The organism is Alkalilimnicola sp. S0819 (genome assembly GCF_009295635.1).
In the GTDB taxonomy this organism is placed as follows: Bacteria; Pseudomonadota; Gammaproteobacteria; order Nitrococcales; family WHIW01; genus S0819.
Window position 1 is genome coordinate 1 of record NZ_WHIW01000019.1, and the last position, 16955, is coordinate 16955.

Annotated in this window: 17 protein-coding genes; 15 read left to right on the forward strand and 2 right to left on the reverse strand. The window is 67.9% G+C overall.

The genetic code is table 11. The features are described 5' to 3' along the window. The first annotated feature begins 106 nt into the window (after positions 1–106). The 14 genes from GBG68_RS12900 (at position 107) to GBG68_RS12965 (ending at position 12555) form a co-directional block, all read left to right on the forward strand. Positions 107–421, forward strand: a complete 315-nt coding sequence (locus GBG68_RS12900) for a DUF427 domain-containing protein (protein WP_152765805.1) — start codon at positions 107–109, stop codon at positions 419–421. Positions 422–493: 72 nt separating this feature from the next. Then, positions 494–1975, forward strand: a complete 1482-nt coding sequence (locus GBG68_RS12905; RefSeq protein WP_152148011.1) for a protein adenylyltransferase SelO — start codon at positions 494–496, stop codon at positions 1973–1975. A 134-nt stretch (positions 1976–2109) separates the two neighbouring features. Beyond that, positions 2110–2559, forward strand: coding sequence for a YtoQ family protein (locus GBG68_RS12910; protein ID WP_152148013.1), 450 nt, complete (start codon positions 2110–2112; stop codon positions 2557–2559). A 20-nt stretch (positions 2560–2579) separates the two neighbouring features. Next, positions 2580–3962: a DUF2868 domain-containing protein gene (locus GBG68_RS12915; RefSeq protein ID WP_152148015.1), complete on the forward strand. Its 1383-nt coding sequence runs from the start codon at positions 2580–2582 to the stop codon at positions 3960–3962. Next, positions 3955–5349, forward strand: a complete 1395-nt coding sequence (locus GBG68_RS12920) for a DUF3482 domain-containing protein (protein WP_152148017.1) — start codon at positions 3955–3957, stop codon at positions 5347–5349. The genes GBG68_RS12915 and GBG68_RS12920 overlap by 8 nt, the downstream gene beginning before the upstream one ends. 4 nt (positions 5350–5353) lie before the next feature. Next, on the forward strand, positions 5354–5806 hold the full coding sequence (locus GBG68_RS12925) for a hypothetical protein (protein WP_152148019.1): 453 nt from the start codon (positions 5354–5356) through the stop codon (positions 5804–5806). A gap of 8 nt (positions 5807–5814) precedes the next feature. After that, complete coding sequence (locus tag GBG68_RS12930) at positions 5815–6780, forward strand: ATP-binding cassette domain-containing protein (RefSeq protein ID WP_152148021.1); 966 nt, start codon at positions 5815–5817, stop codon at positions 6778–6780. Further along, complete coding sequence (locus GBG68_RS12935; RefSeq protein ID WP_152148023.1) at positions 6777–7586, forward strand: ABC transporter permease; 810 nt, start codon at positions 6777–6779, stop codon at positions 7584–7586. The genes GBG68_RS12930 and GBG68_RS12935 overlap by 4 nt, the downstream gene beginning before the upstream one ends. A gap of 1 nt (position 7587) precedes the next feature. Continuing rightward, positions 7588–8754, forward strand: a complete 1167-nt coding sequence (locus GBG68_RS12940; protein ID WP_152148025.1) for an iron-containing alcohol dehydrogenase — start codon at positions 7588–7590, stop codon at positions 8752–8754. A gap of 96 nt (positions 8755–8850) precedes the next feature. Continuing rightward, complete coding sequence (locus GBG68_RS12945; RefSeq protein WP_152148027.1) at positions 8851–9465, forward strand: LemA family protein; 615 nt, start codon at positions 8851–8853, stop codon at positions 9463–9465. Next, positions 9462–10226, forward strand: a complete 765-nt coding sequence (locus tag GBG68_RS12950; protein ID WP_193323672.1) for a TPM domain-containing protein — start codon at positions 9462–9464, stop codon at positions 10224–10226. The genes GBG68_RS12945 and GBG68_RS12950 overlap by 4 nt, the downstream gene beginning before the upstream one ends. 21 nt (positions 10227–10247) lie before the next feature. Then, on the forward strand, positions 10248–10865 hold the full coding sequence (locus tag GBG68_RS12955; protein WP_152148029.1) for a TPM domain-containing protein: 618 nt from the start codon (positions 10248–10250) through the stop codon (positions 10863–10865). Between the two features lie 200 nt (positions 10866–11065). Beyond that, positions 11066–11902, forward strand: a complete 837-nt coding sequence (locus GBG68_RS12960) for an alpha/beta fold hydrolase (protein WP_152148031.1) — start codon at positions 11066–11068, stop codon at positions 11900–11902. Then, complete coding sequence (locus GBG68_RS12965) at positions 11899–12555, forward strand: DUF2959 domain-containing protein (RefSeq protein WP_152148033.1); 657 nt, start codon at positions 11899–11901, stop codon at positions 12553–12555. The genes GBG68_RS12960 and GBG68_RS12965 overlap by 4 nt, the downstream gene beginning before the upstream one ends. Positions 12556–12703: 148 nt before the next feature. Here GBG68_RS12965 and GBG68_RS12970 read toward each other — a convergent pair whose 3' ends face one another. Together GBG68_RS12970 and yghU are read right to left on the reverse strand one after the other, a co-directional pair. Further along, positions 12704–13315: a trimeric intracellular cation channel family protein gene (locus tag GBG68_RS12970; RefSeq protein WP_152148035.1), complete on the reverse strand. Its 612-nt coding sequence runs from the start codon at positions 13313–13315 to the stop codon at positions 12704–12706. A gap of 254 nt (positions 13316–13569) precedes the next feature. Then, on the reverse strand, positions 13570–14442 hold the full coding sequence (gene yghU / locus GBG68_RS12975; protein ID WP_152148037.1) for a glutathione-dependent disulfide-bond oxidoreductase: 873 nt from the start codon (positions 14440–14442) through the stop codon (positions 13570–13572). 239 nt (positions 14443–14681) lie between these two features. Between yghU and GBG68_RS12980 the strand changes: the two genes are divergently transcribed. Next, positions 14682–16913, forward strand: coding sequence for an NADP-dependent isocitrate dehydrogenase (locus tag GBG68_RS12980; RefSeq protein ID WP_152148039.1), 2232 nt, complete (start codon positions 14682–14684; stop codon positions 16911–16913). Positions 16914–16955 lie beyond the last annotated feature (42 nt).

A 16955-nucleotide genomic window follows, 5' to 3' on the forward strand; every position in this document is an offset into this window, starting at 1 on the left:
GCCCAAAAGGGGCGGATCGGGGCCGAAATGGCGTAAAAACACCGTATTCAGGGCCAAAAACGGCCCGAGCGGTCATGTTTTGAGCAATTTGTGCTGGATCGCTGATTTGATCAGCGCTTCCCTAAGCCCCCAACCGCGGCGGGTCCGTGTTCGCGCGGGCGACACGGTGCTCGCCGACACGACCCGCGCCATGGAACTGCGCGAAGGCGGTTACCCGCCGCGCCAATACCTGCCGGCGGAGGATGTACGCCTGGACCTGCTCACCTCCTCCAACACCGTGACCCACTGCCCCTACAAGGGCGACGCCCGCTATTACTCCTTCGGTGGTCGGACGGATATCGCCTGGCGATACGATCAGCCGCCTGCCGAACTCCAGGCCATTGCCGGCCGGATCGCCTTCTACCGGGTCGAGCTGGATTGAGCGTCATCGCCTGCGAGGCCGCGCAGGCGTTACCATGGTCGGATCTCCCGCACGCCACAGCCCGGAGCGCCGATGTTTCCCGAGTTCACCCTCCGTTACAGCAGCTTGCCGGAGCGCTTCTACGCCCCCGCCGAGCCGGACTCCGCCCATCAGCCGCGGCTCATCGCCTTCAACCGGGCGCTCGCCGAGGAACTGGGCTTCGATCTGGCCGCCTGGCCCGGTGACGAGGAGGCGGCGGCGCTGTTCGCCGGTAACCGGTTGCCGCCCGGCGCCCAGCCCATCGCCCAGGCCTACGCCGGCCACCAGTTCGGCAACTTCGTCCCGCAGCTGGGCGATGGCCGCGCGCTGCTGCTCGGCGAAGTCACCGACCGGGCCGGGCGGCTGCGGGATATCCAGCTCAAGGGCTCGGGCAGTACCGTCTTTTCCCGGGGCGGGGACGGCCGCGCGCCGCTGGGGCCGGTGTTGCGAGAATACCTGGTCAGCGAAGCCATGCATCGGCTGGGCGTGCCCAGCACCCGGGCCCTGGCGGCGGTGAGCACGGGGCAGGGCGTGGTGCGCGAGCGCCTGCTGCCCGGCGCGGTGCTCACGCGCGTCGCCGCCAGTCACATCCGGGTAGGCACCTTCGAGTACTTCGCCGCCCGCGGCGATCAGGAGGCCCTGGCGCTGCTGGTGGAGCACGTCATAGCCCGGCATTACCCGGAACTGGCGGAGCGGCCCGCAAGCGAACGACCCTTGGCACTGCTGGAAGCCGTGCAGCGGCGCCAGGCCGCCTTGGTGGCCCGTTGGATGGGGCTGGGTTTCATCCACGGGGTGATGAACACCGACAACACCGCCATTTCCGGTGAGACCCTGGATTACGGCCCCTGTGCCTTCATGGAGGCCTACGACCCGGCCACGGTGTTCAGCGCCATCGACCAGCAGGGCCGCTATGCCTACGGCAATCAGCCACAGATCATGCAATGGAACATGGCCCGCTTCGCCGAGACCCTGCTGGGGTTGATGGACGAGGACCCGCAACGGGCGATCGAACAGGCCACCGCGGTGATCGAGGCCTTCCCGTCGCAGTACCGGGAGGCCTGGTTGGGTGTAATGCGTGACAAGCTCGGCCTGGGAGGCGGATGGGTGGAAGATGCCGCGCTCGCCGAGGACTTTCTGCAAGCCCTGCGCGCCGGCGGCGCGGATTTCACCCTGAGCTTCCGCCTGCTCGCCGATTGTGCCGCATCCTCCGCCGCGGACGAGGCGCTGCTGGCCCTTTGCCCGCAGGATGCCGAGCCGCTGCGGGCCTGGTTGCCGCGCTGGCGCGAGCGGCTGGTGGCGGACGCCGGCGATCCGGAAGGCCGGGCAGGGCGCATGCGCCGGACCAACCCGCTGTATATTCCCCGCAACCATCAGGTGGAACGGGTGATCCAGGCGGCGCAGAAGGACGACTACGCACCGTTTGAGGCCCTGCGCGCTGTACTGGCCGCGCCCTTCGAGGAGCAAGCCGGCCTGGAGGCTTACGCCCTGCCGGCCCGAGCCGAAGAGCAGGTGGTCCGCACCTTCTGCGGTACCTGAGCGGGTCATGCTAGGCTCTGTGTCCACACAACCCTGAAGGGGCGGCTCATGGCCGCAATTGTTCCCCGCCCAGGAACAATTGCGGCCATGAGCCGCCCCTTCAGTGGATTAACCCTTGATTCAGGAGAATACCGATGAGCCGACAGTGGAAGGTCTATCTTTCCGGCGAGATTCACACCGACTGGCGTGAGCAGATCATGGACGGCTGCCGGAAGGCAGGCCTGGATATCCGATTCGACGCCCCGGTTACCGACCATGAGGCCAGCGACCTGTGTGGTGTGCGTATCCTCGGCGAGGAAGAGAAGAAATTCTGGGAAGATCGCAAGGGCGCCGGCGTGAACGCCATCCGCACCCAGACCCTTATCCGCGAGGCGGACGTGGTGGTGGTGCGTTTCGGCCCCAAGTACAAGCAGTGGAACGCCGCCTTCGATGCCGGCTATGCCTCGGCCTTGGGCAAGGCGCTGATTACCCTGCATGACGAGGAACACAACCACGCCCTGAAAGAGGTAGACGCCGCCGCCCTGGCCACGGCCGCCGAGCCCGCCCAGGTGGTCGAGATCCTGCAATACGTCATGGGCGCCTAGCCCCGAGACGGCGCGATCCCTTGAGCACCCGAGCCACCGCCCCGACCCGCCTGGAGCAGCTGTGGCTGGCCGAAGCCGTGCGCCTCACCGAGGCGCACGCCGGTCTGCTGGACGATGGCGAGGCGAACCGTCGGGCCCGGGCGGCGGGCGGTGATCTGCAGGCGCGCATCCTTTGCCGCGCTCAGGTTCTGGGCGAGCGCGACGGGCTGCTGGCGGCGCTGCGACAGTGGCGCCAGGGGAGCGCGCTCGCCTTGTTGCTCCTGCTCGCCTTCGCGGTGTTCTCCGGCGCGACCCTCGCCTTCGCGGCGCTGGGAGATGGCGGATACCCGGTGAACGTGTTCTGGGCCCTGGGTAGCCTGCTGGGGCTCAATCTGGTCAACCTGCTGCTCTGGTTCGCGAGCCTGCATGGCGGTGGCGGCGCGGGCGTGCTCGGTGGGCTGTGGCTGCGCGCCAGCGCCTGGCTGGCGCGGGAGGGGCGCGCCGCTCACCTGGGCCCGGCCTTGGCAAGCCTGCTGGGCCGGGCCGGGCTGGCGCGTTGGGGCTTCGGGCTGCTGGTGCAGGGTTTCTGGTGCCTGTTGTTGCTCTCCGCCTTGTTCAGTCTGTTGCTGCTGTTCTCCGCGCGCAGTTACACCTTCACTTGGGAGACCACGCTGTTGTCCGTGGAGGACTTCATCGTCTTTACCCGTGTGGTAGGCAGCCTGCCGTCCTGGCTGGGCTTTCCGCTGCCGGATGCCGAGGCCGTGCGGAGCATCGGGGCAGGCGGCGGGGCAGGCGAGGCCGCGCGTCAGGCCTGGGCCGGCTGGTTGCTGGGGGCCCTGTTCTGCTTTGGCTTCATGCCGCGCTTGCTGCTGCTGATGATCTGCTACTGGCCCTGGCGGCGGGGACTCGCCCGTCTGGGGCTGGATCTGTCCCTGCCCGAGTACCGATTGCTGCGAGATCGGCTCGACTCGGGCAGCACCCGGCTGGGTGTCAGCGACCCGGCGCCCGCCTGGGCGGCTTCCAGGCCCGCCATTGACGCTGGCCCGGCGGGCGAGGGGGCGGTCATGCTGGCGGTGGAACTCGGCACCGATCTGCCCTGGCCGCCGACGCCGTCGGCCGCTGCGCTGGATGCCGGCCGTGCGGATAGTCGCAGCCAGCGGCGAGCGCTGCTGGAGGCCTTCGCCCGACATCCGCCGGCACGGCTGTTGATCGCCTGCGACCCTCGTCGCTCGGTGGACCGAGGCACCCTCGGCTTCATTGCCGAGCTGGCCCGTTCGGCGCAGGCGAGCCGGGTGTGGTTGCTGACGCGGCCGGCGGACACATCGCCCGGGCGTCGGCAGGAGTGGCTCGAGGCCTTGCAGGCGCTGGGGCTGGAGGTGGCGGAGGCGCTGCCCATGGACTGGCTGGGAGCCGCCCATGACTGAGCCGGGCCGCGGCGCGGTGGTGGATCTGGCGGTGGTGGGGCACACCAATGTGGGCAAGACTTCGCTGCTGCGCACCCTGACCCGCAACGAGCGCTTTGGCCAGGTGTCGGCGCGGGCCAGCACCACCCGCCATGTGGAGGCCGCCGGCTTGCAGGTGGACGGGGAGACCCTGCTGCGCCTGCACGACACACCCGGGCTGGAAGATGCCATGGCCTTGCTGGATTACCTGGACCAGCTCAAGGCGCCGGGGGAACGGCCGGACGGTCCGGCCTGGCTGCGGCGCTTTCTCGACGGGCCGGAAGCCCGCGGTCGCTTCGAGCAGGAAGCGAAGGTTATTCGCCAACTGCTGGCCTCCGACGCCGGGCTTTACGTCATCGACGCCCGGGAACCGCTGCTGCCGAAATATCTGGATGAACTGGAAGTGCTGGCGCTGTGTGGCAAGCCGATATTCGCCCTGCTCAATTTCGTCGCGGCGCCCGAGGCTGATGCCCGCGCCTGGCGGGAGGGTTTGGCGCGGCGGGGCCTGCACGCCTCGCTGTCGTTCGATTCGGTGACCCCGCCGCTGGATGGCGAGCAGCGGCTCTACCAGAGTCTGGCGCTGATGCTGGAGCATGCCGCGCCCCAGCTGCGCCGCCTTGCCCGGGACCGCGCGGAGCAGGCCGTAGCGCGACGCCACAGCGCCCGCCATCTGGTGGCCGAGCTGCTCATTGACGTGGCGGCTCTGCGGCGCCGCGTGCCCCCGCAAGCGTCCGCGGTTGAAGCGGCGCTGGGCGAACTGCGCGATCAGGTGCGCGGCCGTGAGCAGGCTTGCGTCGACGCCCTGTTGCGCCTGTATCGCTTCAGCGCCACCAAGACCGCCGGGGAGGAATTGCCTCTCTCCCGAGGGCGTTGGGACGAGGATCTGTTTCATCCGGACACGCTCAAGGCCTTCGGCTTGGGCATTGGTGGCGGCGCGATGGCCGGAGCGGCCGCGGGGGTCGGCTTTGATCTGATGACGGTGGGTGCGAGCTTGGGCACGGGCACCCTGACCGGTGCGCTGCTCGGGGGTGGTGCGGAGGCGGCCAGGCGCTTGGGCGCAGGGGCCTTGGGCAAGCTGCGGGGCGAGCGGGTGTTGAGCGTTGAAGACCCGGTTCTGCGGGTGCTGGCCTTGCGCCAGCAGGCCCTGCTCCGGGCGTTGGAGGCACGCGGCCATGCCGCCCAGGGCGCGCTGGCCGTGCCCCCGCCGGCCGCCGACGAGCGCTGGCGGCAGGGGCGACTGCCGGCGCCGCTCAAGCGCGCCAGGGCCCATCCGCAATGGTCTTCGCTGAGCGCCGCGCCGCGGCTCGAGCAGCGAGAGCGTCAGGCCCAGGTACAGGCATTGGCGGAGCATCTGTTCGCCGCGGAGTAGGCCCTTGAGTATCGTCAGCGAACTGCCCCGCGAGGGTGCCACCCTCTTCGTCGTTCTGTCCCGGCTGGCCGCCCGGCACAACCCGTACGCCCCCTCCCGCTACAAACCCTCCATTCAGCGCACCCTGGCCGCCGGCTTGCCCAGGGCGGCGGTGCGTCCGCGGCAAGGGGTCGCTTTTCAGCAGGCCGAACGAGACCATTTATGCGCCCATCCGCCAGGCTACGCTTTGAATTCAGCCCCGCCGCCGGCACTTTTTAGTCACTTGCTGGAATACAGCCGGATCAGCGATGAACCGCACACGCGGCTCACCGAGCGACGGGCGCGCGGGAGCGGCGGCGCCACCACTCCCGCGTCCGTGTTCTCCCGACACCTCCCGGTGGCGCGCTGGCTGCGCGCCTGCTTTGCCAAGGATGGCCACACTCCAACGCGCGCGGCCGCCACGCTGCGCGCCCTGTGAGGGAGCCCATGAGTTTCGCCATAGAGACCCGCAATCTTCAGAAGTGTTTTGCCGGTACGCCCGCGGTGGCGGGGATCGATCTGGCGGTGAAAGCCGGAACGGTCTACGGCTTGCTCGGCCCCAATGGGGCGGGCAAGACCACCACCGTGCGGATGCTGGCTACCCTGCTCAAGCCCGACGGGGGCGAGGCCCGGGTGTTGGGCCATGACGTGGTGCGCGAGGCGGCCAGGGTGCGGGCCCGGGTGAGTCTGACCGGGCAGTATGCCTCGGTGGACGAGGATCTTACCGGGCGCGAGAACCTGATCCTGGTGGCCCGACTGCTGGGCTTCGGTTGGCGCGCGGCGCGCCGGCGGGCCGCGGAACTGCTGCAAGCCTTCGCCCTGGAGGAAGCCGCCAAGCGCCAGGTGCGCCACTACTCCGGGGGCATGCGCCGACGCCTGGACATCGCCGCCAGCCTGGTGGTGCGCAGCGAATTGCTGTTCCTGGACGAGCCCACCACCGGTCTGGACCCCCGCAGCCGCAACCAGGTCTGGGAACTGGTGCGCGAGATCGCCGCCCAGGGCACCACCGTGCTGCTCACCACCCAATACCTGGAGGAGGCCGATCGGCTGGCCCAGCGTCTGGGCGTGATCGACCAGGGCCGGCTGATCGCCGAGGGCAGCAGCCGGGAGCTGAAGGCCTCGGTGGGCGGGCATCGCCTGCATGTGCGCCTGCAGGATCCGGCGCAGCAGGAGGCGGCCCGGGCCCTGCTCGCCGACGCGCTGGGCGAGCCGGCGCAGGATGGGGAACAGGCCGGCAGCCTGCTGGTGCGGGTGAATCGCGACCAGGATCTGCCCCGGGCCCTGGCCGCCCTGCAGGCGCGTCAGCTGGGGCTGGCGGAATTCTCCCTGGCCCAGCCCAGCCTGGACGACGTCTTCTTCGCTCTCACCGGCCACGGTACCCAGGCCCCCGGCTCGGAGGCGCCCAGACCATGAAGACCGGGAAAACCCCAAGAGTCTTGAGCCACGCCGGGCGGCCGCCACCACCGGGTGTCGGGGCGGCGGTGCTGACCCTGGGCTGGCGGGCCCTGCTCAAGATCAAGCATGTACCCTTTCAGCTCTTCGACGTGGCGGTCTTTCCCATCATGATGACCGTGCTGTTCACCTACCTGTTCGGCGGGGCCCTGGCCGGTTCCACCGCGGCCTATCTGCAATTCCTGCTGCCGGGGATCGTGGTGCAGACCATCGTGTTTCTCACCGTCTACACCGGTATGGGCTTGAACACCGACATCCAGAAAGGGTTGTTCGACCGTTTCCGCTCCTTGCCCATCTGGCAGCCCGCGCCCATCGTGGGGGCCCTGCTGGGGGATCTGCTGCGCTACTCGCTGGCCGGGGCGGTGGTGATGGTGGTTGGCCTGATTCTGGGTTATCGCCCCGAGACCGGCCCGGCGGGGGTGGTGCTGGCCATCGCCCTGATGCTGGTCTTCGCCTCGGCCCTGTCCTGGCTGTGGATCATTCTGGGTTTGCTGGTGCGCACGCCGGAATCCGTGATGACCACCAGCTTTTTGGTGCTCTTCCCGCTTACCTTCGTGAGCAACGTCTTCGTGGACCCGGCCACCATGCCCGGCTGGTTGCAGGCGGTGGTGGCGGTGAACCCGGTCACGCACCTCACGGATGCCGCCCGTGGCCTGATGAACGGCGGCTTGCGCGTCGAGGCTGTAGGCTGGGTGTTGCTGGCCTCGGCGTTGATCACCCTGGTGTTCGCGCCCATCGCCATGCGGCTGTACTACCGGGAGCGATGAGATGATGGAATTCGAGTTTCACACCGTACCCTCGGTGCTGATGGAATACGGCTTGTCTCGGCGTCTGGGCGAAGTGCTGGCGCCGCGGTTCGCGCCGGGCCGCCTATGCCTGGTGACCGACCGCTTCCTGCACCGCAGCGGCCTGTTGGATCCGGCGCTCACCAGTCTGCACGAGGCAGGTTTCGCGGTGCAGATCATCGACGAGGTGGTGGCCGACCCTCCCGAGGCCGTGGTGTTGGCCGCCGCGAGGCGGGCGCGAGCCCACCGTGCGGAGCTGGTGCTGGGGCTGGGGGGCGGTTCGTCCATGGATGTGGCGAAGCTCATCGCCGTGCTGGCCGGTTCCGGGCAGCCGCTGTCGGACATGTACGGAGTAGGGCGGGTGCGCGGCCCGCGCCTGCCCCTGGTGCAGATGCCCACCACCGCCGGCACCGGTTCCGAAGTCACACCCATCGCCATCGTTACCACCGGGGCGACCACCAAGGCCGGGGTGGTTTCCCCGCGGTTATACGCGGATCTGGCCCTGCTGGACGCGGAACTCACCCTGGGCCTGCCGGCCGAGGCCACCGCCGCCACCGGCATGGACGCCATGGTGCACGCTATCGAGGCCTATACCAGCCGGCTGCGCAAGAACCCCGTCTCGGACATGCTCGCCCGTCAGGCCCTCGAACTGCTCAGCCGGAACCTGCTGCCCGCCTGCCGCGATGGCGCGGACCGCGAGGCTCGGGAAGGCATGTTGCTGGGCGCCATGCTCGCCGGCCAGGCCTTCGCCAACGCGCCGGTGGCGGCGGTGCATGCTCTGGCATACCCGCTGGGGGGGATCTTTCACATCGCCCATGGTTTGTCCAATGCGCTGGTGCTGCCCCATGTGCTGCGCTTCAACCTGCCCGAAACCGCGCCGCTCTACGCGGAGTTGGCGGGCCTGGTGGTGCCGGGCTGCGCCGGCGGCGTGGCGGCCCGGGCCGAAGCGCTTATCGTGGGGCTGGAGGAGCTGGCCGCGCAGGCGGGTATTCCCCGCAGCCTGCGTGCGCTGGAGATCACCCGGGAGGATCTGCCGCGCCTGGCCGCCGACGCCATGGGGCAGACCCGTCTGCTGGTAAACAACCCGCGGGAGCTCAACGAGGCCGATGCCTTGGCGATCTATACTCGGGCCTGGGATTATCCCATCTGAGATCGGGACCGGCGCGGCCCCCCGCTTGCGGTGCGCCGCCGTCGGCGTCACGCTGCCGGTCGACGTTTCCTAGCCATCAACGCCGAGAAGGACTTCATGAGTACTCAGACCCTTGCCGTGTATTCCCGTCGCCTGTCGCTGCTGGCCGTGCTGCTCCTGACGCTGGCACTCAGCGGTTGCGGCATCAACAACATTCCCGGTTACGACGAGCAGGTGAAGGCCGCCTGGGGCCAGGTGGAGAATCAGTATCAGCGCCGGGCCGATCTGGTGCCTAATCTGGTGGAGACCGTGAAGGGCTTCGCCGCCCAGGAGCAGCAGGTGCTCACCGAAGTGGTGGAGGCACGCTCCCGGGCGACCGCCATCCAGCTGGACGTTTCGGACCTGGAAGATCCGCGGCAGCTCGCCCGCTTCGAGCAGGCCCAGAGCCAGCTTGGCGGCGCGCTGAGCCGGCTGATGGCGGTTTCCGAGCGCTACCCGGAGCTGCGCTCCAGTCAGAACTTCCTCGCCCTGCAGTCCCAGCTCGAAGGCACCGAAAACCGCATCGCGGTGGCGCGCCGGGACTACATCCAGGCGGTGGAGCGCTATAACCGGGAAATCCGCACCTTCCCCGGCCGCATCTGGCACAGCCTGCTCTACAGTGATCTGGAACTGCGTGAGAGCTTCCAGGCCACCAGCCCCGACGCCGAGCAGGCCCCCGAGGTGAAGTTTTGATTCGGCGCCTCAGCCCCAGCGCCGCGGCGTTGCTGACCCTGGTGCTGGGGCTCTTTGCCGCTCTGGCCCAGGCGCAGCCAGAGTTCCCGCCGCTCACCGGCCGGGTGGTGGATCGGGCCGAGTTGCTGGATCGCGCCACCGAGGAAATGCTCAGCCAGCGATTCGCCGCCCATGAACAGGCCACCGGCGAACAGCTGGTGGTGGTGACCCTGGAGGATCTGCAGGGCTACCCCATCGAGGACTACGGCTATCAGCTGGGCCGACACTGGGGCATCGGTCAGGCGGGTGAGGACAACGGCGCCCTGTTGATCGTGGCGTTGACCGAGCGGCGAGTGCGTATCGAAGTGGGGTACGGCCTGGAGGGGCGACTCACCGACGCCCGCTCCTCGCTGATCATCAACCGCTACATCACCCCGGCCTTCAAACAGGGTGATTACACCGCCGGCATCGTCAATGGCGCACTGGCCATGCTGCAGGTGCTGGGCGGGGAGGAGCTGGCCGAAAGCGCCACCCCAAGCGGGGGCGAGCAGAGGGGGGGCGGGCGCCCGCCCGCGCTGTTCTTCCTGCTGGTGTTCTTCATTCTCCCGCTGCTCTTCGGGCGCGGCGGCGGGCGGGGCCTGCTCGGTGCCGTGCTGCTGGGTTCTGCCTTGAGCCGCAGCGGCCACCGGGGCGGCGGTTTCGGTGGTGGCGGCTTCGGCGGGGGCGGTTTTGGTGGCGGAGGCGGCGGCTTCGGGGGCGGTGGCGCCTCGGGCGGCTGGTGAGCGAAGGAAAGGATCGAGCAGATGACTTTGTTGAGTGAACAGGAGCAGCGGCGGGTCGCCGAGGCCATCCGGCTGGCCGAGCAAAACACCGATGCCGAACTCGTCACAGTGCTGGCCCGCAGCGCCGACGACTACACCTATATCCCGCTGCTCTGGGCGGGGCTGCTGGCGCTGGTGCTGCCCGGGGCGATCAATTACCTGCCCGGCTGGCTCAATGCCCAGTGGCTGGCCCTGCTGCAGTGGGGCCTGTTCATCGTGCTGGCGCTGCTGTTCCGGCTGCCGCCCCTGGCCGCGCGGCTGATTCCCCGTGCGGTGCGCCACTGGCGTGGGGCCAATATGGCCCGCCGGCAATTCCTGGAGCAGGGTCTGCACCACACGGCCGGGGCCAGCGGGGTGCTGATCTTCGTCTCCGAGCTGGAACACTACGTGGAGATTCTGGTGGACCGGGGCGTTGCCGAGCGGGTGGAGGACGCGGTCTGGGAGCGGATCGTGGCGGAGTTCACCGCGCGGGTGCGCGCTGGGCGTACGGCCGAGGGATTCATCGCCTGCATAGAGGCCTGCGGCGAACAGCTGCGCCAGGCCTTGCCCGCCACCCATGACCGGGACGAGCTGCCCAATCATCTGGTGATCCTGGATTAGGCCCGGCGGCGCGGGCCATCCAGCGGCCTATTGCTCGAATTCCGACCCAGGCTCGAAGCAGCGCATGCCAGTCAGCTCCTGAACGTGCGCAGCCGCTACCGTGCCGCACCACCCGCGCCTGGGTCAGCATTCCCGCCCTTGCCTGTGCCGCCCTCATTTCGGATGATCGCCAAAGACCAGCAAACACAAAGGCGACAGCGATGGCGAGTATCGAGCTACAGGGCCTTCTTCATCACTACGACTATCGTCCCGGGCCGCGGGGCACGGTGGTGCTGAGCAACGGCATCATGAGCCCGCTGGAGTCCTGGGACGGGCTAGTGGAGCCGCTGCAGCGCCTGGGTTACGGCGTGTTGCGCTGGGAGTACCGGGGGCAGTGGCGTACCGCGCGATCCTCCGCCCCGTTCGGGTTCGCCGATATCGCCGCCGATCTGGCTGCCCTGCTGGATGCGCTGCAGATCGAGCAGGCACACCTGTGCGGCACCAGCTATGGGGGGTTCGTCAGCATGCGCTTCGCCGTCGATTACCCGGCGCGTACCCGCTCGCTGCTGGCCCTGACCACCGCGGCCTGCTTCACGCCGGTGGCACGGCGCATCGTGCGCAACTGGCACGATTTCGCCGCCGCCGGCGATGTGGCGGCCATGTACAGTGGCATGGCGCCGGATCTGTTCTCGCCGCGGGTGTTGAGCGAAGCCGCGGCGCTGATCAACACCCGGGGCGAGGGCATGGTGCGTGCCACCGCGGCGCTGCCCGATTTCATGCCCGGACAGCACGATCTGTACAAGGCCAACTTCCGGGAGTTCGCCGAGCAAGGTCTGGTACCGGAGTTGCCTCGCATCCAATGCCCCACCACGGTAGTCAGTGGCGAGCTGGACAGGCTCTATCCGCCGGAATGCAGCCGCCTGATCGCCGAGCACGTCCCGGGCGCCGAGCACCTGGTGGTGGCCGAGGCGGGGCACGCCCTGGTGTTCGAGCAGCCGCATACCGTGACTATGCTGCTGGCGGGGCATCTGGCCCGCGCGGAGGCGTACCGCCCATGAGAAAGACCTTCGGCCTGGTGTTGTTGAGTCTGCTGCTGGGTGCCTGTTCCTCGGTCTATTACGGCAGCCTGGAGAAGTTCGGCATCGAGAAGCGGGACCTGCTGGTGGACCGGGTGGAGGACTCCCGGGATGCCCAGCAGCAGGCGCGTGAGCGGTTCGAGTCCGCCCTGGAACAGTTCCTGGCCGCCACCGCTTACGATGGCGGTGAGCTGGAAACGGTCTACCGGACGCTAAAAGGCGAATACCAGGCCAGCGAGGCGGCCGCTCGGGAGGTGGACCAGCGCATTGACGATGTCGCCCGGGTGGCCGAGGATCTGTTCGATGAGTGGGAGCGGGAGCTCGCCCTCTACAGCGATCAGCGCCTGCGCCGGAACAGTGAACGGCGCCTGCGGGAGACCCGGGCACGCTACGGGGAGTTGATGCGCGCCATGGAGCGCGCGGCGTCGCGCATGGAGCCGGTGCTGGCGGTCTTCCAGGACCGGGTGCTGTACCTCAAGCACAATCTCAATGCCAGGGCGATCGCCTCCTTGCGCACCGAGCGCGATGCGGTGCGAGCCGATATACAGCGCCTGATCGAGGACATGAACACGGCCATCGCGGAGGCGAACCGCTTCATTGAGGGCCTGGAAGGGGCTGATTGGCCGGCTGAGTGAGCTAGTACGGGGGCGCAGCCTCTCTCCGGGGGCATCCACGGGTCCGAACGGTGGCGCCGCGGCTCGCGAGGGGCCGGCGCTGTCGCTTCTCCAGCAGGCGGGGTGTGAGCTGGGCGCCTGAGGCCCTTGGGGTCCAAGGGGTGTTTCCCTAGTGCGGCTCCTGGTGAGTGAACACCGGCAGCGACAAATGCCAGCGTATGGCCGCCACCCGCAGGACCAGCACCGTCAGTGCTCCCAGCCAACTGGCCAGGTTGGGGTCTTCCAGCACACGGCCGATCAGCACGACCACCAGCGCGCCGGCAAATCCGGCCGTGGCGTAGAGCTCCTTGCGCAGCACCAGCGGCACCTCGCCACAGAGCACATCGCGGACCATTCCGCCCACCACACCGCTCATCACGCCCATGATCACCGCGATCTCAGGCGCCACCCCCAACGCCAGCGCCTTGCCCGTGCCCAACACCGTGAAGGTGGCGAGCCCCACGGCGTCGGCATAGGGCAGCAGTCGGCGGGGGCGGGCGGCCCAGCGCGCGCCCAGCACCGTGAGCACGGCGGCGACGGTGGCGGCGATCAGGTAGGCCGGGTCGTTCACCCAGAACACCGGCGTCGCCCCCAGGGCCATGTCGCGCAGGGTGCCGCCGCCCAGGGCGGTGACCACCGCGAGCACCAGCACGCCGAAGATATCCATGTTCTTGCGTCCGGCCGCCAGCGCGCCGGTTACCGCAAAGACCATCACACCGAAAAGATCCAACAGGTAAAACATCGCCAGCCCGCAGTGGTTAGCATCGGGCGCACGATAGTGCCTTCATCGCCCCGCGCTGGGAAGCCCTGTGGAGCGCCTGGCGAATCGGCCGCGCCTGGACTAAGGAGGTCGCGCAGTTTCCGCCCGGGAAACCGGATGGCCGCATTGCCCGCCCCCTGGGGCCCGAGACATACCAGGCAGCTGCCGAGGCCCAGGGGAATCGATCAACGTCTTTCGGCCGGGCGCCCCTACGGGGCGCGGAGTGGGCAGGGGGCTTACGCCCCGCCTTCCAGCTTGTCCTGAGTGCGTCGTTCGAAGTCCGAGGCCTCGTGACGCTCGTGGAGTTGCTCCGCCGGCTCGCCCCAGGTGCGATTGACCATGCGCCCCCGCTGCACGGCGGGCCGCTGGTCGATGCGTTCCGCCCAGCGCCGTAGATGGGTGTAGCCGCCCACGTCCAGGAATTCGCCCGCGTCATACAGCCGCCCCAGCGCCAGGGCTCCGTACCAGGGCCAGATCGCCATGTCGGCGATGCTGTACTCGCCGCCCGCCATGTAGTCCTGCTCGGCCAGGTGCCGGTCCAGCACGTCCATCTGCCGCTTCACCTCCATGGCGTAGCGGTTGATGGGGTATTCGTATTTCTCCGGCGCATAGGCGTAGAAATGCCCGAAACCGCCGCCCAGCAGCGGCGCGCTGCCCATCTGCCAGAACAGCCAGCTCAGGCATTCGCTGCGGGCCGTGTCTTCGCCGGGCAGGAAATCACCGAACCGTTCCGCCAGGTACAGCAGAATGGCACCGGACTCGAACACCCGACGGGGCGGGTCCACGCTGTGATCCATCAGGGCGGGAATCTTCGAGTTGGGGTTCACGGCGACAAAGCCGCTGCCGAACTGTTCCCCCTCGGTAATACGGATCAGGTGGGCGTCGTACTCGGCGCCCTGATGGCCCCGGGCGAGTAGCTCCTCCAGCATCACCGTGACCTTGACGCCGTTGGGCGTGGCGAGGGAGTACAGCTGCAGCGGGTGGCGGCCCACCGGCAGCGCCTTTTCATGGGTGGCGCCGGCGATGGGGCGGTTAATACCGGCGAAACGGCCGCCGCTGGCCTGCTCCCACTGCCATACACGAGGGGGGATATAGCTGTCCTGGGTCATGGTCGGGCTTCCTAGGCTGACAGGAAGCCCAGTGCAGCAGGCGTGGGCCGCCAAGGCAAGCCCGGCGCGCGTACCCGGTTGCAGCGCAACACAAGTAACGGGAGAAAAGAAGTGGCGGAATCCCGTACAATGCCCCGGCGAGTTACCCCAATCTGTTAAACCCGGCTCCGCCCGGAGCGGCCAAAAGCCGCTTCAGGCCGAAGGCCCCTGGCTAAACAGCCATGCAAGACGGTGAGATCATGACGAAGACAGCCAATACGATCTATTACACCCTGACCGATGAAGCTCCCGCGTTGGCGACCTGGTCGCTGCTGCCCATCGTGGAGACTTTCACCAGCAAGGCCGGTATTTGCGTCAAGCTCACCGATATCTCCCTCGCCGCTCGCGTGCTCGCCGCCTTCCCCGAAAAACTGCGCGATGACCAGAAGGTGGAGGACGGCCTGGCCTTTCTGGGCGATCTGACCCAGGAGCCCAACGCCAATATCATCAAGCTCCCCAACATCAGCGCCTCCGTGCCCCAGCTCTACGCCTGTATCAAGGAGCTGCGCGCCCAGGGCTACGACGTGCCCGAGTACCCGGAAGAGCCGCGTAACGAGGAAGAGCAGGCCATCCACGATCGTTACGGCAAGGTGTTGGGCAGCGCGGTCAACCCGGTGCTGCGCGAAGGCAACTCCGACCGGCGCGCCCCCAAGGCGGTGAAGAATTTCGTGCGCAAGCACCCCCACAGCATGGGCGTGTGGTCCAAGGCATCCCGCACCCACGCCGATTACATGCGCGGCGGCGATTTCTACTCCGCCGAGCAGTCCTTCACCATGGCCCAGGCCGGCGATGTGCGCATCGAGTTCGTGGACCAGGCCGGCGAAGTCACCCTGAAGAAGAAGCTGCATCTGGAAACCGGCGAGATCTTCGACAGCATGCGCATGAGCTGCAAGGCCCTGCGCGCCTTCTTCGAAGACACCATGGAGGATGCCAAGGAATCCGGCGTGATGTGGTCCCTGCACGTCAAGGCGACCATGATGAAGATTTCCCACCCCATCGTCTTCGGCCATGCCGTGACCGTGTACTACAAGGACGTGTTCGAGAAGTGGGGCGGACTTTTCAAGGAGCTGGGGGTGAATCCCAACAACGGCCTGAGCAGTGTGTTCGAGAAGATCGCCGATCTGCCTCAGTCCCAGCGCGACGAGATCCAGCGCGACATCCTCGCCGTCTACGAGCACCGCCCCGAGATGGCCATGGTGGATTCCTACAAGGGCATTACCAATCTGCACGTGCCCAGCGATGTGATCGTCGATGCCTCCATGCCGGCGATGATCCGCAACGGCGGCAAGATGTGGGGCCCGGACGGCAAGCCCAAGGACGTCAAGGCGGTGATGCCCGAGAGCACCTACGCCAAGATCTACCAGGAGATGATCAACTTCTGCAAGACCAACGGCGCCTTCGATCCCACCACCATGGGCTCGGTGCCCAACGTGGGCCTGATGGCGAAGAAGGCCGAGGAATACGGCTCCCACGACAAGACCTTCGAAGTGGAGGCCGACGGCACCATGCGGGTGATGGACAGCAAGGGCCAGGTGCTGATGCAGCATGACGTGGAGGAGGGCGATATCTGGCGCGCCTGCCAGACCAAGGATGTGGCCATCCGGGATTGGGTCAAGCTCGCCGTGAACCGCGCGCGCGACTCCGACACCCCGGCCATCTTCTGGCTGGATCGCAACCGCCCCCACGACATCGAGCTGATCAAGAAGGTCAACTGCTATCTGCAGGAGCACGATCTCGACGGTCTGGACATTCGAATCCAGACGTACGAGGAAGCCATCCGCCGTACCATGGAGCGTCTGATCCGCGGTCGGGACACCATCTCGGTGACGGGCAACGTGCTACGTGACTACCTCACCGATCTGTTCCCCATCATGGAGCTGGGGACCTCGGCGAAGATGCTCTCCATCGTGCCGATGCTGAACGGCGGCGGCATGTACGAGACCGGCGCCGGTGGCTCCGCGCCCAAGCATGTGCAGCAGGTGCTGGAAGAAAACCACTTGCGCTGGGATTCCCTGGGCGAATTCCTCGCGCTGGCCGTTTCCCTGGACGAGCTGGGCATGAAGCAGGACAACCCTCGGGCGCGTCTGCTGGCCAAGTACCTGGATCAGGCCACCGAGCGGCTGCTGGAAGAGGAGAAATCCCCCTCCCGCAAGACCGGTGAGCTGGACAACCGCGGCAGCCACTTCTGGCTGGGCCTGTATTGGGCGCAGGCCCTGGCCGAGCAGACCGAGGATGCGGAGCTGGCCGCGGAAATCGCGCCCCTGGCCAAGCAGCTCGCGGAGAACCAGCAGAAGATCCTCGATGAAATGAACCAGGTGCAGGGCAAGCCTGCGGAGCTGGATGGTTACTACCATGCGAGCCGCGAGTGCCTGAAGCGGGTCATGCGCCCCAGCAAGACACTCAACGACATCCTCACGGCTACGGCCGGCTAAAGCCTGATCACCCCCGTGGAGTGCTCCGGGGCCGGCCTTTGC

What these genes read in the sequence shown, in the direction of transcription:
- GBG68_RS12960 (WP_152148031.1), top strand. Translation starts at nt 11,066, where the DNA reads ATGGCGAGTATCGAGCTACAGGGCCTTCTTCATCACTACGACTATCGT.
- GBG68_RS12940 (WP_152148025.1), top strand. Translation starts at nt 7,588, where the DNA reads ATGATGGAATTCGAGTTTCACACCGTACCCTCGGTGCTGATGGAATAC.
- GBG68_RS12920 (WP_152148017.1), top strand. Translation starts at nt 3,955, where the DNA reads ATGACTGAGCCGGGCCGCGGCGCGGTGGTGGATCTGGCGGTGGTGGGG.
- GBG68_RS12910 (WP_152148013.1), top strand. Translation starts at nt 2,110, where the DNA reads ATGAGCCGACAGTGGAAGGTCTATCTTTCCGGCGAGATTCACACCGAC.
- GBG68_RS12945 (WP_152148027.1), top strand. Translation starts at nt 8,851, where the DNA reads ATGAGTACTCAGACCCTTGCCGTGTATTCCCGTCGCCTGTCGCTGCTG.
- GBG68_RS12970 (WP_152148035.1), bottom strand. Translation starts at nt 13,315, where the DNA reads ATGTTTTACCTGTTGGATCTTTTCGGTGTGATGGTCTTTGCGGTAACC.
- GBG68_RS12905 (WP_152148011.1), top strand. Translation starts at nt 494, where the DNA reads ATGTTTCCCGAGTTCACCCTCCGTTACAGCAGCTTGCCGGAGCGCTTC.
- GBG68_RS12965 (WP_152148033.1), top strand. Translation starts at nt 11,899, where the DNA reads ATGAGAAAGACCTTCGGCCTGGTGTTGTTGAGTCTGCTGCTGGGTGCC.
- GBG68_RS12935 (WP_152148023.1), top strand. Translation starts at nt 6,777, where the DNA reads ATGAAGACCGGGAAAACCCCAAGAGTCTTGAGCCACGCCGGGCGGCCG.
- GBG68_RS12955 (WP_152148029.1), top strand. Translation starts at nt 10,248, where the DNA reads ATGACTTTGTTGAGTGAACAGGAGCAGCGGCGGGTCGCCGAGGCCATC.
- yghU (WP_152148037.1), bottom strand. Translation starts at nt 14,442, where the DNA reads ATGACCCAGGACAGCTATATCCCCCCTCGTGTATGGCAGTGGGAGCAG.
- GBG68_RS12980 (WP_152148039.1), top strand. Translation starts at nt 14,682, where the DNA reads ATGACGAAGACAGCCAATACGATCTATTACACCCTGACCGATGAAGCT.
- GBG68_RS12930 (WP_152148021.1), top strand. Translation starts at nt 5,815, where the DNA reads ATGAGTTTCGCCATAGAGACCCGCAATCTTCAGAAGTGTTTTGCCGGT.